Here is a 23,508-nt window from a genome sequence, read left to right as displayed (position 1 = left end):
GAGCCCGCGCAGGGACGCCGCTGATCCCCGCGCCGGCTCCGGCCCTCCGTCATGCCGTCATGCCGACATGCCGACATGCCGTCACCGTCGTGCCACCCGGCCTCAACCCGGCTCGTCTTCAGCCCAGTTCGGCCGCGCGAAGTGCCGCCGCGGCCACGAACTCCTCGATCCAGGCGGCCGGTTCGCCCGTGCGCGGCGCCAGCATCACCGTCTCGATGCCGAACCGGGCGTAGCCCTCGATGTCCCGGAGGAAGGCGTCGACGTCCTTCTCCTCCAGCGCGTCGCCCATGTAGAGAAGCGTCCTGGTGATCTCCTCGTACGGGCGTCCCACGCTGTCGCAGTGGCCGCGCAGGACATCGAGCTTGTGGCCGACCTCCTCGGGAGTGCTCGCGAACAGGTTGCAGGCGTCCGCGTACCGGGCGACCAGGCGCAGGGTCTTCCGTTCCCCGCCACCGCCGATCATGATCTCCGGGCGCGGCGAGCCGACCGGTGCCGGGACGCAGAGGGTCTCGGCCAGCCGGTAGTGCTTGCCCTCGAAGGGGCCGTCGGTGTCCGGGTCCCACATCTGGAGGCAGATCCGCAGGGTCTCCTCCAGCCGCTCGAACCGCTCGGCCGTCGCCGGGTACGGCACCCCGAGCCCCTCGTGCTCCCGGTCGTACCAGGCCGCCCCGATGCCGAGGGTGGCCCGGCCGCCGGAGAGCACGTCGAGCGTGGTCGCGATCTTGGCGAGCAGGCCGGGGTGGCGGTACGTCACACCGGTCACCAGCGCGCCGAGGCGGACCGTGGAGGTGTGGGCGGCGAGGAAGCCGAGGGTCGTGTAGGCCTCCAGCATCGGGGCCTCGGCGCCGCCGTTGGACTCCATCTGGAAGTAGTGGTCCATGACCGTGAGCCGGTGGACACCCACCGCCTCGGCCGCGGCACCGGCCGCCGCCAGCTCAGGCCCGAGTGCGGGGCCGCCCCCCGGGTGGTCGAACCGATTGATATGCACACCCAGCCGCATGTCCATCTCCGTCCTTCTTCATCCGCTGCCGCCCGTCTTCATCCGCTGTCATCCGTCTTCGTCCATCTTCGTCCAGCGGTGTCGTCGCGGGTTCGACGCTAGTTCTTGGAGCGCACGCGAAGTCAAGCCCGCGCCTCCTGGCAGGGTTCCGGGCCACGAATATGGAGAAAACCCCAGGTCAGTGGCATGGTTGCCGTTCCGGCCGAGGCGGGGCCGACCGGGCCGACCGGCCTACCCGCCGGATGGCGGGCAAGTTCCGCCGGACGGCGGTGTGCCGGAACCCGCCGAACACGCGGATCATCGCCCCACGAGCCGCAGCACGCAGCACGAGGAGCAGAGCAATGACGCTTACCCCGCCCCCGTTCGACCCGGAACTCGCCGCCGTCCTGGTGATGCTCAACGAGGCGGTGCCGCCGCATCTGGCCATGGACGAGATCGAGTTCGTGCGCAACGGACCCGGCATTCAGATGCTGGCCGACATGGACCTGACGGTGGACGGGTTGTTCCAGGCCGAGGACCGGGTCGTGCCCGGCCCCGAGAACGCGCCCGACATCTCGCTGCTGATCTGCCGGCCGGTCGCTCCGGCGACGGACGGTCCGCTGCCCGTGATCTACCACGTGCACGGCGGCGGCATGGTGATCGGCAACAACCGCGTCGGTGTGGACGCGGCGCTGCGGTGGGCCAAGGAGCTGGGCGCGGTCGTGGTGTCCGTGGAGTACCGGCTGGCGCCGGAGAACCCGTACCCGGCACAGATCGACGACGTGTACGCCGGGCTGCTGTGGACCGCCGAGCACGCCCAGGAGCTCGGCGCGGACCCCGAGCGGATCGTCATCGCGGGGTCCAGCGCGGGTGGTGGTCTGTCGGCCGCGCTGGCCCTGCTGCTCAGGGACCGCGAGGGTCCGCGGCCCGTCGGCCAACTGCTGATGTGCCCAATGCTCGACGACCGCAACGACACCCCGTCCGCGCACCAGATGGTCGGCCTCGGGGTGTGGGACCGCACGGCCAACGACACCGGGTGGACCGCGCTGCTCGGCGAGGGGCGCGGCGGCCCTGACGTCTCCCCGTACGCCGCCCCGGCCCGCGCGGAGGACCTGTCCGGCCTGCCCCCGGCCTTCCTGGACGTCGGCTCCGCCGAGACGTTCCGCGACGAGGTCGTCGCGTACGCCACCCGCCTGTGGCAAGCCGGCGGCTCCGCCGAGCTGCACGTCTGGCCGGGCGGCTTCCACGGCTTCGACGGCTTCGCCCCCCAGGCAGCCCTCTCCCAGTCCTGCCAATCGGCCCAGCTCAACTGGCTCCGCAGACTACTGGCGGAGTAACCCCCTGAGACTCAGGGCCACGACCAGCACCTTGGGAGGCACTGGCACCCCTCAACAACCCGACGGGGCCTTGAGGCGGCCAGCCACCCCTCAGCGCCCGTCCCGGGCCTTGAGGCGGCCGCAACCTCCCCTCAGCACCCCGGCGGGGGCGCTGAGGGGGGGCCGCAGCCACCCCTCAACGCCCCGCCCAAGGACATGAGGGGGCGCAGCCACCCCTCAAGGGGCGCGGGGAACTGCGCGACCAGCCCCCACCGAACCCGCGGCAGAACACGGCGACCACAGCCGCAAGAGGCGCGGCAGGCACAGGAGGCCCAGCACCCCCAGCAGCCCGGTCAGGGACATGACGGTAGGCCCCAGCCACCACGTCACCGGCCCGGCCGGGTACTTGAAGGGAGGCGCAGCCACCCCTCAAGGGGCGCGGGGAACTGCGCGACCGGCCCCCACCGAGCCCGCAGACAAGGAACCGCACAACCTGCGGAGCACCTGGCACCATGGCCCCATGAAAGAGCTGGCAGGTCGACTGACCGCAGTGGATCCAGATGCCGGCGCCGCCGTTCGAGTCATCGCCTACTTCGACCAGCTGGCCGAGCACCGGGCCGGCCTGGAGGCCCTGGTCCGCGGCGCCGCCGTGCTGGCCGGCTGCCCGGCACGGCTCGCCGACACCGCCCGGCGGGTACATCTGCGCGTCGAGACCGACGGACACCGCCGGGACACGGACCAGCCCCCGGACCCCGCCTGGCCGTCCGCCGCGCTGTCCCCGGACGGCGCCCCCGCGCTGTGGCTGGAGCGGGCCGGCACACCCACCGTCGTGGACGCGGTGATCCTGGAGCGGGCGGCGGCAGCCGTCCGCCTCGTCCTCGACCGCACCCGTGGCCGCGCGCCCTCGGCCTCCACCGACGACCCGGCGCTCGTCGAAACCCTTCTCGACGGCACCGCACCGGAGCAGGCCCGGCTGCACGCGGCCCGCCGACTGGGCCTCGACCCTGCCGCCCGGGCCCACGCGGTCGCGCCGCTCGACGGCCCGCCCCGCGTCCTCGCCTCCTCCGCCCTGCGCGGACCGGCCCCGGACCGGCCGGCCCATGTCAGGCCCACCGCCACCGACCCCGGATCCGCAGGATCCACCGGCTCCACCGGTCCTGCCGGCTCCACCGGACCTGCCGGGTCCACCCGCCCCGCCCTTCCGCCCGGCCGGGTCGGGGTCGGCCCCGCCGTGCCCGTGCTCGAACTGCCGGGCTCCTGGGCGGCCGCCCGCACCGCACTCCGTTTCACCGCCGACGGCACCCCGCACTCCCCCGGACCACGGGTCGTGTACGCCGATGAGCTCGGCGGAATCGGGCTGCTCGCCGAGCTGGTCGTACCGGGGGCCGATCCGCCGCCCGATGTGCGGGCGCTGGAGGCCGCGGTCGCGGACGCGCCCTGGATGCTGACGACGCTGCACGCGATCGCCTCGACGGCGAGTCTGCGGGGCGCCGCCGTCGAGGTGAACGTCCACCACTCCACGCTCCAGGACCGGTTGGGCCACGCCGAGACACTCCTCGGGTGGCCCCTCCGCACCCCGCAGGGCCACCTCAGGCTGCAACTGGCCCTGACGATGCGGCATTTGGGCCGCCCGTAGCGGGAGGGTGAAGGGGCCGTCGCCTCGGCGGGCCCGCAAAGGCGCCCGGGCCCGTACGCTGTGACCATGGACGACGCGCCGATGGTCGGCTTGATGGGGCGGGTGACCGGCACGATCGGACCGGGGCTGGTCGGCGAGGTGATCGTCCGGGTGCGCGGGGGCGCCGAGCACTTCCTGGCGTATGCCGCCTCCGCCCAGGACCGGATCGAACGCGGGACGGTGGTCATGGTCGTCGAGTACCTGCCGCCCCGCACCGTGTACGTCACCTCGGCGTACGACTGCTGAGCCCGGCGTACGGGCCGTCGCAACGGGCTGCCGCGGCGTCCGTACGTCTGCGGATGATCACGTGTGCGTCAAGCTTGCAACAAGGATTCCCCAGCCGCTGTACCAGGGCGCCGCACAGGTGCACCCTTGCGTCGTTCGGTGCCGAAAGGGCACCAGGCAAAGGGGGCGTATGCCGATGTTCATCGGCGTCGTTGCGGGGGTAGCGGTAGTTGCCGTCCTCGCACTCATCGGTGTGTTCAAGATGATGTGGCGGGTCGCAGAACCCAATGAGGCACTCATCATCTCCGGTTCGAAGCACAGAACCGAAGGCCTTGAAGCGGGCATGGGATTCCGCATCGTCACGGGGCGTGGAACGCTCGTGCTGCCCGGGGTACAGGCGGTGCGCAAGATCTCGCTCGACCTGAACGAGACCGAGCTGCACGTGGACTGCGTGACCACCCAGGGCATTCCGCTCAAGGTGCGCGGCGTGGTCATCTTCAAGGTGGGTGACGACTTCGTGTCGATCGCCAACGCGGGCCGCCGTTTCCTGGACCAGCAGAAGATGATGGCGGAGCGCGTGCACAACGTGTTCGCCGGTCATCTGCGGTCCATCGTCGGCGGGTTGACCGTCGAGGAGATGATCCGCGACCGCGAGAAGCTCACCGGGCAGACCCGGGCCGCGTGCGGCACGGAGATGGAGAAGCTCGGCCTGATCGTCGACTCCCTCCAGATCCACGAGATCGAGGACCCGACCGGGTACATCAAGAACCTCGCCATGCCGCACGCCGCCGCCGTCCAGCGGGACGCGCGAATCGCGCAGGCCGAGGCCAACCGGCTCGCCACCGAGGCCGAGCAGAAGGCCGCGGCCCGCATGTCCGAGGCCACCCGGGACAGCGAGATCCTCCAGGCCGGCTACCAGGCCGAGCGCGACAAGGCGGCGGCCAAGGCCCGCCAGGCCGGACCGCTCGCCGACGCCGCCGCCCGCCAGGACGTCGTCATCCAGGAGACGCGCATCGCCGAACTCGACGCCCTGCGCAAGGAACAGCAGCTCCAGGCGGACGTCCGCAAGCCGGCCGACGCGCAGGCTTACGAGACGCGGGCGCGGGCCGAGGCCGAGCGTGACGCGCGTATCTCGGCGGCGCAGGCGAAGGCCAAGGAGACCGAGCTGGCGGCTTTGGCCGAGGCCAACCGGGTCAAGACCGCCGCGACCGCCGAGGCCGAGGCGACCAAGGCACGGGGTGCCGCAGCCGCCATGGCGACCAGGGCCACCGGTGAGGCCGAGGCCGCCGCGTCCCAGGCCAAGGGGCTCGCGGCCGCCGAGGCGACACGGGCGAAGGGGCTCGCGGAGGCGGAGGCCATCAAGGCGCGGGCCGCCGCGCTCGCGGAGAACCAGGAGGCGGTGGTCGCCCAGCAACTCGCCGAGAACTGGCCGGAGATCGTGAAGGCCGGTGCCTCCGCGTTCGGCAGCGTGGACAACATGGTGGTGCTCAACGGCGCGGACGGCATGGCGGAGATGCTCGCCAAGGCGCTCACCATGGGCGGTACGGGGCTGGGTCTCGCCCGGCAGTTGCTCGCGTCCATGAACCAGAACGGGCAGACGCCGAACGGGACTTCGGCGCTGAACGGCTCGGCGGCACCGCAGGTTCAGAAGGTGCAGGTGGACACGGACGAGCGGTAGGGCGTCACGGGCCGTGCGGTGAGGTGCGGGGCGGCGGCGGGCGGGGCGGGACGCAGGCTCTAACGTGGGCCTCGTGACTGCCTTTCCCGATGCCGAAGTCCCGGGCCGCTACGGCCCTTCCGCCACCACCGAGGCCGATCCCCGCGACGTAGGACGGGTGCGTACGGAGTACTCGCCCGCCCACGACGGGGATCCCGATCCCGGCGAGATCGTATGGACCTGGGTGCCGTTCGAAGAGAACGACGGGCGCGGCAAGGACCGGCCCGTGCTTGTCGTCGCCCGCGAGGCGGGCGGGACGTTTCTCGCCGTGCAGTTGTCCAGCAAGCGGCACGACGGAGATCGGGAGTGGGTGCCGATCGGGAGCGGGCCGTGGGACCGGACCGGGCGCGAGTCGTGGGTCGATGTCGACCGGGTGCTGCGGCTCTTCGAGGACGGGATGCGGCGCGAGGCGTGTGCGCTGGACCGGATGCGGTTCAATGCCGTCGTGCGGCGGCTGCAAGAGCGGTACGGGTGGCGTTGAGGTTGTCTTGACCGTGCGGGTCGGTGGGCTTCTCGCGCAGTTCCCCGCGCCCCTGCGGGGGCGCCATGCGCCCCGCACTACCAGTCGGTAACCCTCCGTCGGGCACTCATGGCACCACCCCCGTGTGCGCCATGAGTGCCCGGTGCTCACTCCCCCGCCGTGCTCATACAGGCATCGTGGGTGATGCTGGACAGGTGGTGCAACAGGGTTTCCCGGGCATACGAACAGTCCGGAAACGTCAAGGAAACGGAGATCCATCGTCCGGAAAGCGCACCCATGGGCACCCTTGTGCGATTCGGCGCGAGGGGTTTGGGTGGGACGAGCGTTGCCTGTCCGGCCCACCCGAAACAGGGCCGGCGGCATGGTGGAGTCTCAGGAGGATCCCGACATGTCCGATGCGTCGAATGCCACTTCGGCAGGTGGCTGTACGAAACGCCGCACCGCCCTCTCCGAGGCCGAGGTCGAAGCCCTCGTCCGGGGAATCTGTTTCAAGACCGGACCGCCCCGCACTCTCGGTGTCGAGGTGGAATGGCTGGTCCAGGAGCTGCGGCAGCCGCGGCTCCCCGTGTCACCCGAACGGCTCGAAGCGGCCTACGCCGCACTGCGGACCCTGCCTCTCAGGTCGGCGCTCACCGTCGAACCGGGCGGTCAGCTGGAGCTCAGCTCCACTCCCGCCGCATCCCTGATGGAGTGCGTGGAGTCCGTCTCCGCCGACCTGGACGCCGTCCGCGCGGTACTGCGTGAGGACGGTCTCCGTATCGTCGGCGCCGGCCAGGATCCCTGGCGCCCACCCCGCCGCTTCCTGCGCGAACCGCGCTACGACGCCATGGAGCGGTGCCTCGACCGCACCGGTCCGGCAGGCCGGGCCATGATGTGCACCTCGGCCTCCGTGCAGGTGTGCCTCGACGCCGGCCACGAGGAGCCGGGCCCGCTCGGGCACGGGCGGCGCTGGTGGCTCTCCCACCAGCTCGGCGCGGTCCTGGTGGCCGCCTTCGCGAACTCCCCGCTGGCCCTGGGCAGCCCCACCGGCTGGCGTTCCACCCGGCAGTCGCTGTGGACGGACATCGGCACCGGCAGGGCGGGCGGACCGCCCCTCGACGTCGAACCCCGGCGGGCCTGGGCCCGCCATGTGCTGGACGCGCCGGTGATGTGCGTACGGCAGGACAGCGGACCGTGGGACGTGCCGGAGGACGGGCTGACGTTCCGGGAGTGGATCCGCTCCGGGGCGCCCCGGCCGCCCACGCGGGAGGATCTCGAATACCACCTGACGACCCTGTTCCCGCCGGTCAGACCGCGCGGCCATCTCGAACTGCGCATGATCGACGCCCAGCCCGGCGACGACGGCTGGATCGTCCCGCTCGCCGTCACGGCGGCGCTCTTCGACGACCCCGAGGCCGCCGAGACCGCCTACCGGGCGGTCAAGCCGCTCGCCGAGCGCACCCGGTCGCTGCCCGCCCCGCACAATCCGCTGTGGGCCGACGCGGCCCGCGACGGCATGACCGACCCGGAGCTGCGGGAGGTGGCCCTCGTCTGTTTCTCGGCCGCCCTGGACGCCCTGCCCCGGCTCGGCGCGAGCCAGGAGGTCGTCGGCGCGGTCGCCGCGTATCTCGACCGCTATGTCAGCCGGGGCCGCTGCCCCGCCGACGACCTGCTCGACAGTCTGCGCGGCACCGGGACGGACCGGCCCGCGCACGGGACCTCGCACGGGACCTCGTACGGAAAGGATCTCCGCACATGACCGACCCCGCCCTGGATCCGGAGACGCTCCGGGAGCGTGCCCTGGCGGCGCTCACCACCGCGCGGGAGCGGACGGCGCTCCTCACCTCCATCGAGGATCCCGAACTCACCGCCCAGCACTCGCCGTTGATGTCCCCGCTGGTGTGGGACCTCGCGCACATCGGCAACCAGGAGGAGCTGTGGCTGCTGCGAGCGGTCGCCGGGCGGGAGGCGATGCGGCCCGAGATCGACGGCCTGTACGACGCCTTCGAGCACTCCCGCGCCGAACGGCCCTCGCTGCCGCTGCTGCCGCCCGCCGAGGCCCGTGGTTACGCGGCGGAGGTGCGCGGCCGGGTCCTGGACGTGCTGGAGAAGGCCGCGTTCGAGGGTACGGGTGCCCGGCTGACCGAGGCCGGGTTCGCCTTCGGGATGATCGCCCAGCACGAACAGCAGCACGACGAGACGATGCTGATCACCCATCAGCTCAGGAAGGGCCCGGCGGTTCTCACCGCTCCCGATCCCTCGCCCGCTCCCCCGTTCACCGGTCCGGCCGAAGTCCTGGTCCCCGGTGGCCCGTTCACGATGGGCACCTCCACCGAGCCCTGGGCGCTGGACAACGAACGGCCCGCGCACCGGCGTGAGGTGGCGTCCTTCCTCATCGACACCACACCGGTGACCAACGCCGCCTACCAGGCGTTCATCGCGGACGGCGGCTACGACGACCCGCGCTGGTGGACACCGGAGGGATGGAAACACGTACGCCAACACTCCCTGTACGCACCGCTGTTCTGGTTCCGGGAGGGCGGGCAGTGGCTGCGGCGGCGGTTCGGGGTCACCGAGGTGGTGCCGCCCGACGAGCCCGTCGTGCACGTCTGCTGGTACGAGGCGGACGCGTACGCCCGCTGGGCCGGGCGCCGGCTGCCCACCGAGGCCGAGTGGGAGAAGGCCGCCCGGCACGACCCGGCGACCGGCCGTTCGACGCGCTACCCCTGGGGCGACGCCGACCCCGCCCCCGAGCACGCCAACCTCGGCCAGCGGCATCTGCGTCCGGCGCCCGCCGGAAGCTACCCGGCCGGGGAATCGCCGCTCGGGGTGCGGCAGTTGATCGGCGACGTGTGGGAGTGGACGGCGAGCGACTTCCTGCCGTACCCGGGGTTCAGCATGTTCCCGTACAAGGAGTACTCGGAGGTGTTCTTCGGGCCCGAGTACAAGGTGCTGCGCGGTGGTTCGTTCGCCGTGGACGCGGTGGCCTGCCGGGGGACGTTCCGCAACTGGGACTATCCGATCCGGCGGCAGATCTTCTCCGGGTTCCGCACCGCCCGTACCCCGGAGGCCGTCTGATGTGCCGTCAACTGGCCTTCCTGGGGCCCCCGGAGTCGATCGGCAGCGTGCTGCTGGAGCCGCCGCACGGGCTGTACCGGCAGTCCTGGGCGCCCCGGCACCAGCGGTACGGGACCGTCAACGCCGATGGTTTCGGGGTCGGTTGGTACGCGGAAGGTGATCCCGTGCCCGCCCGCTACCGGCGCGCCGGGCCCATCTGGGGGGACCCGTCCTTCGCCGACCTCGCCCGGGTCGTACGGACCACCGCGCTGCTCGCCGCCGTACGGGACGCGACCGTGGCGGGCGCCGACGGGGAGGCCGCCGCGGCGCCCTTCGCCGCCGGTGCCTGGCTGTTCGGGCACAACGGGGCGGTCATCGGCTGGCCGGGATCGCTCGCGCCCCTCGTACGGGCCCTGCCCGGCGAGGAGTTGCTGTCGATGGAGGCGCGCACCGACTCGGCGTTCCTGTGGGCGCTGGTGCTGCACCGGCTGCACACCGGTGACGACGTGGGGCGGGCGCTGGCCCGCACCGTCGTGGAGGCCGGCGCGGCGGCCCCCGGTTCCCGGCTCAATCTGCTGCTCACGGACGGCACGACGATCGCCGCGACCACCTGGGGCGACACCCTCTTCCATCTGACCGGGCCGGGCCCCCGCACGGTGGTGGCGTCCGAGCCCTACGACGACGATCCCCGCTGGCAGGAGGTACCCGACCGCACCCTCGTCATCGCGAGCCGCACCGGGGTACGGCTCACCCCGCTCCAGGACCTGAGCGGCGACCTGGCATCCGTACCACCCGAGGAGCTTCGCACGTGAGCACGTTCCTGGTCACCCGCACCCTGCCCGAGGACGCCACGGAGGCCGCCCTGCGCGCCGATGTCCTCCACGGGCTCACCCGTATGCCCAAGACACTCCCGCCGAAGTGGTTCTACGACGCCCACGGCAGTGAACTCTTCGACGAGATCACCGAGTTGGACGAGTACTACCCGACCCGGGCCGAGCGCGAGATCCTGCTCGACCGGGCCGGGGAGATCGCCGCCGTGACCGGGGCGCGCACGCTGGTCGAGCTGGGCTCCGGCTCGTCGGACAAGACACGGCATCTGCTGGACGCCCTGCCGGAGCTGGAGACGTATGTCCCGGTCGACGTCAGTGAGAGCGCGCTGCGGCAGGCCGGGGAGGCGCTGATCGCCGAGCGGCCGGGGCTCTCCGTGCACGCCCTGATCGCCGACTTCACCGGCGCTCTGGCACTGCCGGACACGCCCGGGCCCCGGCTGGTGGCGTTCCTCGGCGGCACGATCGGCAATCTGCTGCCCGCCGAACGGGGCGTGTTCCTGTCGTCGGTGCGTTCCCTGCTGTCGCCCGGGGACGCGCTGCTGCTCGGCACGGACCTGGTCAAGGACGAGTCGGTGCTGGTCCCGGCGTACGACGACGCGGCGGGCGTGACGGCCGCGTTCAACAAGAACGTGCTGACCGTCGTCAACCGCGAACTCGGCGCCGACTTCGATCCCGACGCGTTCGAGCATGTGGCGCTGTGGGACTCGGACAACGAGTGGATCGAGATGCGGCTGCGCTCCCTCGCCGAGCAGACCGTGAAGATCCCCGCGCTCGATCTCGCCGTGGACTTCGCGGCGGGCGAGGAGATGCGTACGGAGGTGTCGGCGAAGTTCCGGAAGGACGGGGTGGGCGACGAACTGGCCGCCGCCGGTCTTGAGCCGACCCGGTGGTGGACGGACGAGCGCGGCCGATTCGCCCTGTCCCTGGGCTTCGCCCCATAGCGACACCTCGCGAACCCCGGTCGCATGGGGCACGGTGGAACGTGGAACGCGCCGGAACGACCGACCGCACCCACGACACCCGCCACACCCCGGCGCGTCCGGCACATCCAGTACGGCGAAGAGGAGCACCCGCATGTCGAACCACACCTATCGGGTCACCGAGATCGTCGGCACCTCGCACGAAGGCGTCGACCAGGCCGTCCGCAACGGCATCAGCCGGGCCTCGCAGACCCTGCGCAATCTGGACTGGTTCGAGATCACGCAGGTCAGGGGCCAGATCGTGGACGGGCAGGTCGAGCACTACCAGGTCGGCCTGAAGGTCGGTTTCCGACTGGAGGACAGCGAGTGACAGCCTCGTAGACCCCTGGGGCCTGTCGCCCTGGCTCAGGTACGGCCCTCGCCCTCCTGCGCCTCCTCCAGCGCGGCGGACTCGGCCGCCCAGCGGGCCCGTACGACCCTGAAGCCCGCGCGTTCCGCGTCCTGGCAGACGAGTTCGTCGTCGTCCACCAGGACGCGGATCTCGCGGTCGCGGGCCAGCCGGCGCAGGATCTCCAGTTTGGTGGCGCGGGCGGGCCTGCGGTCGTCGTTGCGCCGCATCCAGATCCGCCCCTCGGGCAGTCCCTGCGCGGCGAGCCACTCGACGGTGTCCCGGCGGCAGCGTTCGGGCCGTCCGGTGAGGTAGACGACCTCGCACTCCCGCGCGCTCTCCAGAGCCAGCGCGACCCCCTCGGCCAGGGGCGGGTCATGCGGCGCGGCGGCGAAGAAGGCCGCCCAGTCACGCGGCTTGCGCTCCAGGAAGCGCTGCCGGTGCGCGGTGTCGGCGAGCGTGTTGTCGAGGTCGAAGACGGCGAGGGGTCTGCTGTTCGGGCTGCTGTTCTGCGTCACGGTTCACGACCCTAGCCAGCGCCTGCGACCTCCGGCACGCCCGCGCCCTCCCCGCCCAACTTCCTTTCGCCGTACGCAATTTGTCGGAAACATTGACTCACTCCCGCCCCATCCCTATCTTGCGGTCGAACCTCCGCACACCGTTCCATATACCGAACAACGTCGGCCTGGGAACAGGCCGCTGAAGGAGACCCGCCGTGGACCCCACCCGCAGCATTCCGACCGGCCGACGCTCGCTCCTCAAGGCGTGCACGGCCCTGGTCGTCGCCGTGACCGTGCCCGCCATGCTCGGCACCCCGGCGTTCGGGGCCGTCCCGGCCTCCCCGGCCGTCACCTTCACCAACCCGGTCGCCGAACAGCGCGCCGACCCCCACATCCACCGGCACACCGACGGCTACTACTACTTCACCGCCACGGTCCCCGCGTACGACCGGATCGTGCTGCGCCGTGCCACCACGCTCCAGGGCCTCGCGACCGCCGCCGAGACGACCATCTGGACCAAGCACGCCACCGGTGACATGGGCGCCCACATCTGGGCCCCGGAGATCCACTTCATCGACGGCAAGTGGTACGTGTACTTCGCGGCCGGCGCCGCCGAGGAGATCTGGAAGATCCGCCCGTACGTCCTGGAGTGCCCGGCCGCCAATCCGCTCACCGGGACCTGGACAGAGAAGGGCCGGATCGCGCTCCCGCTGGACACCTTCTCGCTCGACGCGACGACGTTCGTGGTGAACGGCACGCGCTATCTGAGCTGGGCGCAGAACGACCCGGCCGTCGGCGACGGCACCAACCTGTACCTCGCGAGGATGTCCAACCCCTGGACCATCAGCGGCACTCCGGCGATGATCTCCCGGCCCACGCTGCCCTGGGAGGTCATCGGGCACACGGTCAACGAAGGCCCCTCCGTCATCCAGCGCGACGGGAAGATCTTCATGGCCTTCTCGGCGAGCGCCACCGACGCCAACTACTGCCTGGGCCTGCTGACCGCGTCCGCCTCCGCCGATCTGCTCGACCCGGCCTCCTGGACGAAGAGTTCACGGCCGGTGTTCACGAGCAATGACAGGACCGGGCAGTACGGGCCGGGCCACAACACCTTCACGGTCTCCGAGGACGGCGAGTCCGACATCCTCGTCTACCACGACCGCAACTACCGTGACATCAACGGCGATCCGCTCAACGACCCCAACCGGCGCACCCGTTACCAGAAGCTGTACTGGAACGCCGACGGCACCCCGAACTTCGGCATCCCGGTCGCCGACGGTGTCACCCCGGTCCGCTTCTCGTCCTTCAACTACCCGGACCGGTACATCCGGCACTGGGAGTACCGGGCGCGGATCGAGGCGAACGTCACCAACCTCGCCGACTCGCAGTTCCGGGTCGTCACCGGCCTGACAGGCTCCGGGACCGTCTCGCTGGAGTCGGCGAACTTCCCCGGCTACTACCTCCGGCACAAGAACTACGAGCTGTGGGTGGAGAAGAACGACGGCACGGCCGGCTTCCGGGCCGACGCCTCCTTCACCCGCCGGGCCGGCCTCGCCGACCCGGCCGGGGTGTCCTTCGAGTCGTACAACTTCCCGGGCCGCTACATCCGGCACTACGACAGCCTGCTCCAACTCCAGCCGCTCAGCAGCTCCTTGGACCAGCAGGACGCGACGTACCACACCGAGTAACCGAATAGCCGGAGCGGGCGAGGTACCGATGGGTGGACTCAGTCGCCGACCGTGGTGGGCTGCACCGTCTCGTCCGCCGGTGCCGAGGCCGGGGGCGTGGGGCGGGCGCGGCCTGCTCGCCACGCGCCGAACCCGGCGGCCAGGGGCTCGGTCCAGCGGGCGGTGAGCGGGCCCGCGACGACCAGGATCAGGACGTACGCCGTGGCCAGCGGGCCGAGGTCGGACTCGATGCCGGCGGTGACCGCGAGGCCCGCGATGACGATGGAGAACTCACCGCGGGCGACGAGCGCTCCGCCCGCCCGCCAGCGGCCCTTGGCCGAGATTCCGGCGCGGCGGGCCGCCCAGTAGCCGGTGGCGATCTTCGTGCATGCCGTTACGGCGGCCAGGGCGAGGGCCGGCAGCAGCACGGGCGGGATGCTGGCCGGGTCGGTGTGCAGCCCGAAGAAGACGAAGAAGATGGCCGCGAACAGGTCCCGGAGCGGACTCAGCAGGGTGTGCGCGCCCTCGGCAACCTCGCCGGACAGCGCGATCCCGACGAGGAACGCCCCCACGGCGGCGGACACTTGCAGCTCCTGGGCGATGCCCGCGACCAGGATGGTCAGCCCGAGGACGACCAGCAGCAGCTTCTCCGGGTCGTCGCTGGAGACGAAGCGGGAGATGATCCGGCCGTAGCGGACGGCGACGAAGAGCACCAGACCGGCGGCCCCGAGCGCGATCGCCAGGGTCACGCTGCCTGCGGCGAACGTGACGCCGGCCACCATCGCGGTGACGATGGGCAGATAGACCGCCATCGCCAGGTCCTCCAGGACCAGGATGCTGAGGATGACCGGGGTCTCGCGGTTGCCGACCCGGCCCAGGTCACCCAGCACCTTGGCGATGACACCGGAGGACGAGATCCAGGTGACCCCGGCGAGCACGACGGCGGCCACCGGGCCCCAGCCGAGCAGCAGCGCGGCGGCGGCGCCGGGCAGCGCGTTGAGGGTGAAGTCCACCAGGCCGGACGGGTAGTGGGACTTGAGGTTGGAGACGAGATCGCTGGCCGTGTACTCGAGGCCGAGCATCAAGAGCAGCAGGATGACGCCTATTTCGGCGCCGGTGGCGATGAACTCCTCGCTCGCGCCGAGCGGCAGCAGCCCGCCGTTGCCGAAGGCGAGACCGGCGAGCAGATAGAGGGGTATCGGGGAGAAGCTCAGTCTGGCGGCCATCCGGCCGAGGAGCCCGAGCGCGAGAATGACGGAGCCGAACTCGATCAGCAGAACCTGGGAGTGCATGGCGCCCTCACTCCCGTCCGAGTATCGCCGCGGCGGCGTCGACGCCCTCGCGGGTACCGATCACGATGATGACGTCCCCGCCGGCCAGCCGGAAGGCGGGCGTCGGGGAGGGGATCGCCTCGGCCCGGCGCAGCACGGCGACCACGGACGCGCCGGTCTCCGTCCGCATCCGGGTCTCCCCGAGCAGCCGCCCGTTCCAGTACGAGCCCGCGGCCACCTCGACCCGCTCCGCCACCAGCCCGAGCGGTGTCGTGGACAGCAGGCTGGGGCTGTGGTGCGAGGGGCTCAGCGCGTCGATCAGCGAGGCGGCCTCGGGCGCGGTCAGCCGCAGCGAGTGGGCGCAGGAGTCCGGATCGTCGTCCCGGTACAGGCTGACGGTACGGCCGCCGTCCCGGTGGGCCACCACCGACAGATGCCGGTGCTCACGCGTGAGGAGGTCGTACTGAACCCCGATTCCCGGCAGCGGAGTCGCCCGCAGGCGTGACGAAGACACGTTGAATCCCCTTACTGATCGGCCTGATCGGCTCTGTCGGACCCTTTCCGGGTCTCAGGCCCCGGTGGTCCCGTCGACGAGTTCACGCAGCAGGTCGGCGTGGCCGTTGTGGCGGGCGTACTCCTCGATCATGTGCACCATGATCCACCGCAGCGAGAGCCCCTCGGCACCGACCACGGCCACCAGCTCCTCCGGCAGGCGTCCGGACTCGTCCAGTGAGGCCGCGGCGGCGACCAGCTCCCGGCTCCGTGCGACCTCCGCCCGCCAGACGCCCAGCGCCTCGTCGAGCCCGTGCCCGGGGAGAAGGGTGAAACCGGTGCCCTTGCCCTCCGGGTGGAGCGGCGGTACGTCGAGACCGGCGAACACCCGCTGGAACCAGTTCCGTTCGACCTCGGCCAGGTGCTGGACGAGTCCGAGCAGCGTCATCTCCGAGGGCGCCGCCGAGGCGAGGCGTGCCTGCCGGTCGTCGAGGCCCTCGCACTTGAGGGTGAGGGTGGCCCGGTGGAAGTCGAGCCAGGCACTCAGCATGGCGCGTTCGTCGGCGTGCGCGGGAGGTATGGGACGGCCGTCCGGTGTAGTCGACATGTACAGCACCCTCGCACAGGTGCGCGGGAGACCGCGAGGAATACCGGCGCCCGGGAGATCGCTGACACGGACACAGCCGAGGACGTCCGGAGCGACCATGCCAAGCCCAGCAGATCAACCCGAGGGTCCGGTACCGCGAGCGGGGTCGGTGCTGTCCGGGGCCCGGTTCTCCGTGCTCGACCGGTCCCGTACCCGGGAGGGTCACCCGGACGCCGAGGCCCTGCGGGACACGGTCGCGCTGGCCCGGGAGGCGGAACGGCTCGGGTTCCACCGGTTCTGGGTCTCCGAGCATCACGGCGTGCCCGGTGTCGCCGGTTCCGCGCCGACCGTGCTGGCGGCGGCGGTGGCCGCCGCGACCCGTACAATCCGGGTCGGCACGGGTGGCGTCATGCTGCCCAATCACCAACCTCTGGTCGTGGCCGAGCAGTTCGGGGTCCTGGAGTCCCTGTTCCCGGGCCGGATCGACATGGGGCTCGGCCGTTCGGTCGGCTTCACCGACGGGGTGCGCCGGGCGCTGGGCCGCGACAAGGACATGGCCGACGACTTCTCGGCCCAGCTCGACGAACTCCTCGGCTGGTTCGCCGGCACCTCCCCGACGGGGGTACGCGCCCGCCCCGCCGAGGGCCTGGCCATCCCGCCCTTCGTGCTGGCCATGGGCGAGGGCGCCACGATCGCCGCCCGCGCGGGCCTGCCCATGGTCATCGGCGACCTGCGCTCCCGCGAGCGGATGCTGCGCGGCATCGACACCTACCGTGCCGAGTTCCGGCCCTCGCCCTGGGCGAGCGAGCCGTACGTGATCGTCTCGGGGACTGTGGCGGTGGCCGCCACGCCCGAGGAGGCCCGGCGGATCCTGATCCCCGAGGCCTGGTCGATGGCGTACTCCCGCACGCACGGCACCTTCCCACCACTGCCACCCGCCGAACGGGTCGAGTCCCTGACGATGACCACGAAGGAGCGCGGCTTCTACGAGTCCGGACTCAGGGGCCAGCTCGCCGGCACAGCGGACGAGGTGGCCGACGAGCTGGAGACGGTCCTGAAGGACACGGGAGCACAAGAAATCCTGGTCACGACCAGCACGTACGACAGAACGGCCCTACTGGACTCGTACCGACGGCTGGCCGAGGTACTGCGGGCCTGAAAGGAGAGGCGGCACAGCCGCCCTCCTTTCAGGGGCGCGGGGAACTGCGCGACAAGCCCCCACCGGGCCGGCACCCGCCCACGGCGATCCCCCACCACCCCAGTAGGCGAAGCCACCCCAACAAAACACCTCACTGCGGCCCATGCGGCCCGAGCAACGGTGGCTGAGCCGCCAGGGCCAGCGCACGCCGGTCCGGTTGGCTCCCCGGCGCTATGACGTCCTGCACCTCGACCTCGGCGACCAGCCCCCGCGCCGACACCACCCGCCACACCGAAGTGAGCAGCGAGTCCTCACCGACAAAGGCGGGCGCCGTACTGGCCGCTCCCCCGGCGAGCCGGTAGTGCAGATGCACGGGCTGCACGGGAACCCCGGCGTCCAGCGCGGACTGGAACACGGCCCGGCGGAACCTGCCCTGGGCCTTGCCGCACCAGGTGCTGCCCTCGGGGAAGGCGACGACCGCCGTGCCCTCGCGCAGCGCGTCGGTGATCTTCGCGACGGTCTGCGGCAGTGCCCGCAGCCGGTCGCGCTCGATGAACAGCGCACCGCTGGAGGCGGTCAACACGCCCGCCACCGGCCAGTGCCGGATCTCGGCCTTGGCGAGCATCCGCGCGGGACGTACGGCGGCCAGCAGCGGGATGTCGAGCCACGAGATGTGGTTGGCGACCAGCAGCACGCCCCCGGTGGGCGCGGTGGGCCCGGTCACCCGGAGCCTGACCCCCGCCGCCCGCACGATGGTGCGGGCCCAGCGCCGTACCCACCCGGCAGGGATCCTCCTGCCGAGCGGGCACAGCGTGATCCCCGCGAGCAGGACGACCAGGACGGTCACCAGTCGCAGTACGGCCAGGGGTACGGCCGTCACGGAACCCTTCGTCTCCACGCACGCCCTCGGGGTGCAGGGCGCGCTGGGCAGCCAGACGCTCATCAGGCCGGGACGAGGGAGAGGAAGTGCCGCAGATAGCGCTGGTTGATCCGGCGCATCGACAGCAGCACGTACAGGTCGGCGACCCCGAAGTCCGGGTCGTGGGCGGGCTCTCCGCACACCCAGGCGCCCAGCCGGACGTAGCCGCGCAGAAGCGGGGGCAGTTCGGTGCGGGCGTCGGGACGGGCCACGCCGTCGGCGGACCAGGGCAGCAGCGGGCGTACCCGGAACTCCTCCGGGGCCAGGTGCCTGTCCCGGACGCGGTCCCAGGTGCCGGCGGCGAGGGTGCCGCCGTCGGAGAGCGGGATGGAGCAGCAGCCGGCCAGCCAGTCGTGGCCCCGGTCGACCATGTAGCGGGCGATCCCGGCCCAGATGAGGCCGATGACCGCGCCGTCCCGGTGGTCGGGGTGGACGCAGGAGCGGCCGACCTCGACGAGGCCGGGGCGGATCGCGTCGAGCCGGGAGATGTCGAACTCGCCCTCGGAGTACAGTCGTCCGGCGACCGCGGCCCGCTCCGGGGGCAGCAGCCGGTAGGTGCCGACGACCTGGCCGGTGAACGTGTCGCGGACGAGCAGGTGGTCGCAGTACGCGTCGAACGGGTCGATGTCGAGACCGGGCTGCGGGGTGGACAGCAGGGCGCCCAGCTCACCGGCGAAGACGTCGTGGCGCAGCCGCTGCGCGGCTCGTACGTCGTCCTCGTCGCGTGCGAGAGTGACGGTGTAGCGGCTGGGTACGGCGGGGAGCGGGGGACGTTCGATGGTGGAAACGCCGGTCATGGCTCTCTCCTGGTCACGGGCCGGGGACGGCGACGGTGAGCTGGCCGGTCCCGTTACGTCCGGCCGAATCAGTTCTTCCGACCTCGGCTGTCCTGCGCGTGACTCTCGCGGAGAGTGCGGGTGTGAGCTTGTTGAATGCCAGGGGTGCCTGGCGGGACCGGCAATGAGCACCACCGCCGGTCCCGCCCGTCCGCGACTTTTCGGCGAACGTTCCTGATAAGGAGGCCGTCACCTCCCGGTGGGAAGGCGGTCACCTCCGGGGGCGGGGGCTACCTTCCGCCCGCCTTCCGGGTGGCCCGCAGCCACTCCTTGTTCATTCCGGTGATGGAGACGAGCGGGATGCCCTTCGGGCAGGCGGTGGCGCACTCCCCGGCGAGGGTGCAGCCGCCGAACCCCTCCTCGTCCATCTTCGCGACCATGTCGAGGACCCGGGTCTCGCGCTCGGGTGCGCCCTGCGGCAGCGTGTTCAGGTGGTTGATCTTGGCGGAGGTGAAGAGCATCGCCGCGCCGTTCGGGCAGGCGGCCACGCAGGCGCCGCAGCCGATGCACTCGGCGTGCTCGAAGGCGAAGTCGGCGTCCGGTTTCGGTACGGGGGTGGCGTGGGCCTCGGGGGCGGCGCCGGTGGGGGCGGTGACGTAGCCGCCGGCCTGGATGATCCGGTCGAAGGCCGACCGGTCCACGACGAGGTCCTTGACCAGCGGGAAGGCGGCGGCGCGCCAGGGTTCGATGTCGATCGTGTCGCCGTCGTGGAAGGACCGCATGTGGAGCTGGCAGGTGGTGGTGCGCTCGGGCCCGTGCGCGTCGCCGTTGATGACGAGCGAGCACGCGCCGCAGATGCCCTCGCGGCAGTCGTGGTCGAAGGCGACCGGGTCCTCGCCCTGGAGGATGAGGTCCTCGTTGAGGGTGTCGAGCATCTCCAGGAAGGACATGTCGGCGGAGACCCCGTCGACCTCGTACGTGGACATGGCGCCGTCGGCGTCGGCGTTGCGCTGCCGCCAGATACGCAGGGTGAGCTTCATGCGTAGCTCCGCTGGGTGGGGTGGACGTACTCGAAGACGAGGTCTTCCTTGTGGAGGACGGGGGCCGTGCCTGTGCCGGTGAACTCCCAGGCGGCGGTGTACGAGAACTCGTCGTCCCGGCGTTCCGCCTCGCCGTCCGGGGTCTGGGACTCCTCGCGGAAGTGGCCGCCGCAGGACTCGGCGCGGTGCAGGGCGTCGAGGCACATCAGCTCGGCGAGTTCCAGGTAGTCGACGATGCGGTTCGCCTTCTCCAGTGACTGGTTGAACTCCTCGCCGGTGCCCGGGACTTTGATGCGCCGCCAGAACTCGTCCCGGATCCGCGGGATGCGTTCGAGGGCCTTGCGCAGCCCGCTGTCGCTGCGGGCCATTCCGCAGAACTCCCACATCAGTTCGCCGAGTTCACGGTGGAAGGAGTCGGGGGTGCGGTCGCCGTCGACGGCGAGGAGGAGGTTGAGGCGGTCCTCGGTCTCGGCCAACACCTCTTGTACGACGTGGTGTCGGTCGTCGACGGGATCGCGGCCGGGGTGGCGGGCCAGGTAGTCGTTGATGGTGGCCGGGAGGACGAAGTAGCCGTCGGCGAGGCCCTGCATCAGCGCGGAGGCGCCGAGCCGGTTGGCGCCGTGGTCGGAGAAGTTGGCCTCGCCGATCGCGAACAGGCCGGGGACGGTGGTCTGGAGGTCGTAGTCGACCCACAGGCCGCCCATCGTGTAGTGCACGGCCGGGTAGATCCGCATGGGGACGGTGTACGGGTCCTCGGCGGTGATCCGCGCGTACATGTCGAAGAGGTTGCCGTACTTCTCCTCGACGGCCCCCCGTCCCATGCGCCGTACGGCGTCCGCGAAGTCGAGGTAGACGCCCTGGCCGCCGGGTCCGACACCGCGCCCCTCGTCGCAGACGTTCTTCGCGGCGCGGGAGGCGATGTCGCGGGGCACCAGGTTGCCGAAGGACGGATAGATCCGCTCCAGGTAGTAGTCGCGCTCGGCCTCGGGGATGTCGTTCGCGGGCCGCCGGTCCGCCTTGGCCTTCGGCACCCAGATCCGGCCGTCGTTGCGCAGCGACTCGCTCATCAGGGTGAGCTTGGACTGGTGGTCGCCGGTGCGCGGGATACAGGTCGGATGGATCTGGGTGAAGCAGGGGTTGGCGAAGTGGGCGCCGCGCCGGTGGGCCCGCCAGACGGCGGTGGCGTTGGAGTTCATGGCGTTCGTGGAGAGGTGGAAGACGTTGCCGTAGCCGCCGGTCGCGAGGACGACGGCGTCCGCGAAGTGGCTGGAGATCTCCCCGGTGATCAGGTCACGGGCGACGATCCCCCGGGCCCGTCCGTCCACGACGATCAGGTCGAGCATCTCGGTGCGGGCACGCATCTCGATGTTCCCGGCGGCGATCTGCCGGCTCAGCGCCTGGTAGGCGCCGAGCAGCAGTTGCTGACCGGTCTGGCCGCGTGCGTAGAAGGTCCGCGAGACCTGGACGCCGCCGAAGGAGCGGGTGTCGAGCAGTCCGCCGTACTCGCGCGCGAACGGCACCCCTTGCGCGACACACTGGTCGATGATCTCGACGGAGATCTGTGCCAGCCGGTGGACGTTGGACTCGCGGGCGCGGAAGTCGCCGCCCTTGACGGTGTCGTAGAACAGCCGGTGCACGGAGTCGCCGTCGTTGCGGTAGTTCTTCGCCGCGTTGATTCCGCCCTGGGCGGCGATGGAGTGGGCGCGGCGCGGGGAGTCCTGGTAGCAGAACTGGACGACGTGGTAGCCCTGTTCGGCGAGCGTGGCCCCGGCGGAGCCGCCCGCCAGCCCTGTCCCGACGACGATGACGGTGTGCCCCCGCCGGTTGGCCGGGTTGACCAGCTTCGCCTCGAAACGGCGTCTGTCCCAGCGCTCGTCGACCGGACCGGCGGGCGCCTTTTGGTCGACGAGGGGCTCGCCGGTGACGTATTCGGTGTAGGTCATTTCAGCTCACCACTCCGGTCATGACGGCCACGGGTACGGCGAGGAAACCGGCCGTGAGCAGCAGCGCGAGGATGTTGGCGACGGTCTTGAGGGCGCGGTCGCGGGCACGGTCGCCGACGCCGAGGGTCTGGGCGGCGCTCCAGAAGCCGTGCCGGATGTGCAGGCCGAGGGCGAGCATCGCGACGATGTAGATGACGTCGCCGTACCAGGTGGAGAAGGTGTCGACGACGTTCTGGTAGGGGTGGCCCGGCTGGAAGCCGCCGGAGTGGACGGTGCCGGTGGTCAGGTCGAGGAGGTGCCACACGATGAAGAGGGCGAGGATGGTCCCGCCCCAGCGCATGGTGCGGGTCGCGTAGCTCGTCCGCGCCTTCCTGTGCACGTACTTGTCCGGCCGGGCGCGGAGGTCGCGGCGGCTGAGCTGGTAGGCGGAGGTGGCGTGGGCGACGACGGCCACCACGAGCACGACACGGATGAGCCAGAGCGTCCACTCGTAGTGCATGAAGGGCTCGCCGACCGTGCGCAGCCAGTGGGCGTAGTGGTTGAACTCGCCGGGCCCGAAGAAGATCTTCAGGTTCCCGATCATGTGGACGACGAGATACAGCAGCATGATCAGGCCGCTGACGGCCATCACGGTCTTCTTGCCGACGGACGAGTCCCACACGGTACGCGCCATGGACGGCCGTCGGTCCGTCCGCGTTGCCAGAGCCATGCGACAGACGCTAGGCGGCCGGCCCCCGATCGGTCCAAGACATGGTCCGGCTCGTTTCCATAGCCACCGCCTATGACGGCCGTACTCTGGCGGTATGCAGTTCCAGCAGCTCCAGTACTTCGTGGCGGTCGCCGAGACCCGGCACTTCACCCGCGCCGCCGATCTCGTCCATGTCGCGCAGCCTTCGCTCTCCCAGCAGATCAAGTCGCTGGAACGGGAGTTGGGCGCCGAACTGTTCCTGCGGGCCCGCGGCAACATCACCCTCACGGACGCCGGGGAGGCGCTGCTCCCGCTGGCCCGGCGCATCCTGGCCGACGCGGACACCGCCCGGCACGAGGTGCAGGAACTGGTCCAGCTCCGGGCCGGCCGGATCCGCCTCGGCGCCACCCCGAGCCTGTGCACGGGACTGCTGCCGGACGTGCTGCGCGCCTTCCACGACCGCTATCCCGGCGTCCGGCTGCTGATCGAGGAGGGCGGCTCGCACGACCTCGTACGGGAGCTGGCGCGCGGCGCCCTGGACCTGGCCCTGGTCGTCCTTCCGCTGCCGGCCCCGTCCCCGGCGCTGACCACGGTGGAGATCCTGCGCGAGGACCTGGTCGTGGTGTCGTCCCCGGACGCGCCCGCACCCGGCCGGGGCCGGCCGAGCGTCCGCGTCGCCGATCTGGAGGGCGAGCGCATGGTGATGTTCCGGCACGGCTACGACTTGCGCGAGCTGACGGTGTCCGCGTGTCGCGCCGCCGGGTTCGAGCCGGAGTTCGCGGTGGAGGGCGGGGAGATGGACGCGGTCCTGGGGTTCGTACGGGCGGGGCTGGGCGTGGCCGTCGTACCGCGCATGGTGGCGGGGCGGGCGGGGCACGATCTGCGGGTAACTCCGTTGGCTCGGCCGGGATTGTTCAGGGT

Annotated in this window: 23 protein-coding genes; 13 read left to right on the top strand and 10 right to left on the bottom strand. The window is 71.4% G+C overall.

What is annotated here, in order from left to right; translation table 11 throughout:
- Positions 1–118: 118 nt before the first annotated feature.
- Positions 119–1,000 (bottom strand): LLM class F420-dependent oxidoreductase, encoded by an 882-nt coding sequence (locus AOK08_RS13580; protein WP_055525795.1) that lies wholly within the window; start codon positions 998–1,000, stop codon positions 119–121.
- 341 nt (positions 1,001–1,341) lie between these two features.
- Here AOK08_RS13580 and AOK08_RS13575 point away from each other — a divergent pair, with 341 nt between their 5' ends.
- The 10 genes from AOK08_RS13575 (at position 1,342) to AOK08_RS13530 (ending at position 11,549) form a co-directional block, all read left to right on the top strand.
- The gene (locus AOK08_RS13575) at positions 1,342–2,316 is read left to right on the top strand and encodes an alpha/beta hydrolase (RefSeq protein WP_055525786.1); all 975 of its coding nucleotides are present in this window, start codon (positions 1,342–1,344) and stop codon (positions 2,314–2,316) included.
- A 499-nt stretch (positions 2,317–2,815) separates the two neighbouring features.
- Positions 2,816–3,931: a helix-turn-helix domain-containing protein gene (locus AOK08_RS13570; RefSeq protein ID WP_055525785.1), complete on the top strand. Its 1,116-nt coding sequence runs from the start codon at positions 2,816–2,818 to the stop codon at positions 3,929–3,931.
- 66 nt (positions 3,932–3,997) lie between these two features.
- The gene (locus tag AOK08_RS13565; protein WP_241826941.1) at positions 3,998–4,216 is read left to right on the top strand and encodes a hypothetical protein; all 219 of its coding nucleotides are present in this window, start codon (positions 3,998–4,000) and stop codon (positions 4,214–4,216) included.
- A gap of 169 nt (positions 4,217–4,385) precedes the next feature.
- Positions 4,386–5,873: an SPFH domain-containing protein gene (locus AOK08_RS13560; RefSeq protein WP_055525784.1), complete on the top strand. Its 1,488-nt coding sequence runs from the start codon at positions 4,386–4,388 to the stop codon at positions 5,871–5,873.
- Between the two features lie 73 nt (positions 5,874–5,946).
- Complete coding sequence (locus AOK08_RS13555; protein WP_055525793.1) at positions 5,947–6,393, top strand: type II toxin-antitoxin system PemK/MazF family toxin; 447 nt, start codon at positions 5,947–5,949, stop codon at positions 6,391–6,393.
- Between the two features lie 388 nt (positions 6,394–6,781).
- Positions 6,782–8,131: an ergothioneine biosynthesis glutamate--cysteine ligase EgtA gene (gene egtA / locus AOK08_RS13550; protein ID WP_055525783.1), complete on the top strand. Its 1,350-nt coding sequence runs from the start codon at positions 6,782–6,784 to the stop codon at positions 8,129–8,131.
- Entirely contained in the window at positions 8,128–9,450 is a 1,323-nt protein-coding gene (gene egtB, locus AOK08_RS13545; RefSeq protein WP_055525782.1) for an ergothioneine biosynthesis protein EgtB, read from the top strand. Before egtA ends, egtB begins: the two co-directional genes overlap by 4 nt.
- Positions 9,450–10,241 (top strand): ergothioneine biosynthesis protein EgtC, encoded by a 792-nt coding sequence (gene egtC / locus AOK08_RS13540; RefSeq protein ID WP_055525781.1) that lies wholly within the window; start codon positions 9,450–9,452, stop codon positions 10,239–10,241. Before egtB ends, egtC begins: the two co-directional genes overlap by 1 nt.
- On the top strand, positions 10,238–11,200 hold the full coding sequence (gene egtD / locus AOK08_RS13535) for an L-histidine N(alpha)-methyltransferase (RefSeq protein ID WP_055525780.1): 963 nt from the start codon (positions 10,238–10,240) through the stop codon (positions 11,198–11,200). Before egtC ends, egtD begins: the two co-directional genes overlap by 4 nt.
- A 133-nt stretch (positions 11,201–11,333) precedes the next feature.
- Positions 11,334–11,549, top strand: a complete 216-nt coding sequence (locus AOK08_RS13530) for a dodecin (protein WP_055525779.1) — start codon at positions 11,334–11,336, stop codon at positions 11,547–11,549.
- A gap of 35 nt (positions 11,550–11,584) precedes the next feature.
- On the opposite strand, the gene AOK08_RS13525 is transcribed toward AOK08_RS13530, so the two are convergent.
- Positions 11,585–12,085, bottom strand: a complete 501-nt coding sequence (locus AOK08_RS13525; RefSeq protein ID WP_055525778.1) for a phosphatase domain-containing protein — start codon at positions 12,083–12,085, stop codon at positions 11,585–11,587.
- Positions 12,086–12,369: 284 nt separating this feature from the next.
- Between AOK08_RS13525 and AOK08_RS13520 the strand changes: the two genes are divergently transcribed.
- Complete coding sequence (locus AOK08_RS13520) at positions 12,370–13,755, top strand: family 43 glycosylhydrolase (RefSeq protein ID WP_055525792.1); 1,386 nt, start codon at positions 12,370–12,372, stop codon at positions 13,753–13,755.
- Between the two features lie 38 nt (positions 13,756–13,793).
- Here the strand turns inward: AOK08_RS13520 and AOK08_RS13515 are convergent, their stop codons facing one another.
- From AOK08_RS13515 to AOK08_RS13505, 3 genes are read right to left on the bottom strand one after another with little or no spacing between them, the layout of a single operon-like run.
- Positions 13,794–15,026 carry a cation:proton antiporter gene (locus tag AOK08_RS13515; RefSeq protein WP_055525777.1) on the bottom strand — a complete coding sequence of 411 codons (1,233 nt, stop codon included), beginning with the start codon at positions 15,024–15,026 and terminating at the stop codon, positions 13,794–13,796.
- Positions 15,027–15,033: 7 nt separating this feature from the next.
- Complete coding sequence (locus AOK08_RS13510; protein WP_055525776.1) at positions 15,034–15,519, bottom strand: cation:proton antiporter regulatory subunit; 486 nt, start codon at positions 15,517–15,519, stop codon at positions 15,034–15,036.
- Positions 15,520–15,573: 54 nt separating this feature from the next.
- Positions 15,574–16,104 carry a DinB family protein gene (locus AOK08_RS13505; protein ID WP_079054006.1) on the bottom strand — a complete coding sequence of 177 codons (531 nt, stop codon included), beginning with the start codon at positions 16,102–16,104 and terminating at the stop codon, positions 15,574–15,576.
- 97 nt (positions 16,105–16,201) lie between these two features.
- Between AOK08_RS13505 and AOK08_RS13500 the strand changes: the two genes are divergently transcribed.
- A complete protein-coding gene (locus AOK08_RS13500) occupies positions 16,202–17,242 on the top strand; it encodes an LLM class flavin-dependent oxidoreductase (protein ID WP_055525774.1) in 1,041 nt (346 codons plus the stop codon).
- A 130-nt stretch (positions 17,243–17,372) separates the two neighbouring features.
- On the opposite strand, the gene AOK08_RS13495 is transcribed toward AOK08_RS13500, so the two are convergent.
- The 5 genes from AOK08_RS13495 to AOK08_RS13475 form a co-directional block, all read right to left on the bottom strand.
- On the bottom strand, positions 17,373–18,164 hold the full coding sequence (locus AOK08_RS13495; RefSeq protein WP_055525773.1) for a lysophospholipid acyltransferase family protein: 792 nt from the start codon (positions 18,162–18,164) through the stop codon (positions 17,373–17,375).
- Positions 18,164–18,937, bottom strand: a complete 774-nt coding sequence (locus tag AOK08_RS13490) for a GNAT family N-acetyltransferase (protein WP_055525772.1) — start codon at positions 18,935–18,937, stop codon at positions 18,164–18,166. The genes AOK08_RS13495 and AOK08_RS13490 overlap by 1 nt, the downstream gene beginning before the upstream one ends.
- A gap of 269 nt (positions 18,938–19,206) precedes the next feature.
- Positions 19,207–19,956, bottom strand: coding sequence for a succinate dehydrogenase/fumarate reductase iron-sulfur subunit (locus AOK08_RS13485; RefSeq protein ID WP_055525771.1), 750 nt, complete (start codon positions 19,954–19,956; stop codon positions 19,207–19,209).
- Positions 19,953–21,899, bottom strand: a complete 1,947-nt coding sequence (locus AOK08_RS13480; RefSeq protein ID WP_055525770.1) for a fumarate reductase/succinate dehydrogenase flavoprotein subunit — start codon at positions 21,897–21,899, stop codon at positions 19,953–19,955. The genes AOK08_RS13485 and AOK08_RS13480 overlap by 4 nt, the downstream gene beginning before the upstream one ends.
- A gap of 1 nt (position 21,900) precedes the next feature.
- On the bottom strand, positions 21,901–22,572 hold the full coding sequence (locus AOK08_RS13475; RefSeq protein WP_055525769.1) for a succinate dehydrogenase: 672 nt from the start codon (positions 22,570–22,572) through the stop codon (positions 21,901–21,903).
- 130 nt (positions 22,573–22,702) lie between these two features.
- Here AOK08_RS13475 and AOK08_RS13470 point away from each other — a divergent pair.
- Positions 22,703–23,508 (top strand): LysR family transcriptional regulator (locus tag AOK08_RS13470; protein WP_055525768.1); only part of this gene is annotated, 806 nt, incomplete at its 3' end.

The organism is Streptomyces graminilatus (assembly GCF_001418565.1).
GTDB lineage: Bacteria > Actinomycetota > Actinomycetes > Streptomycetales > Streptomycetaceae > Streptomyces > Streptomyces graminilatus.
This window is presented reverse-complemented; position numbering and strand designations above follow the sequence as displayed.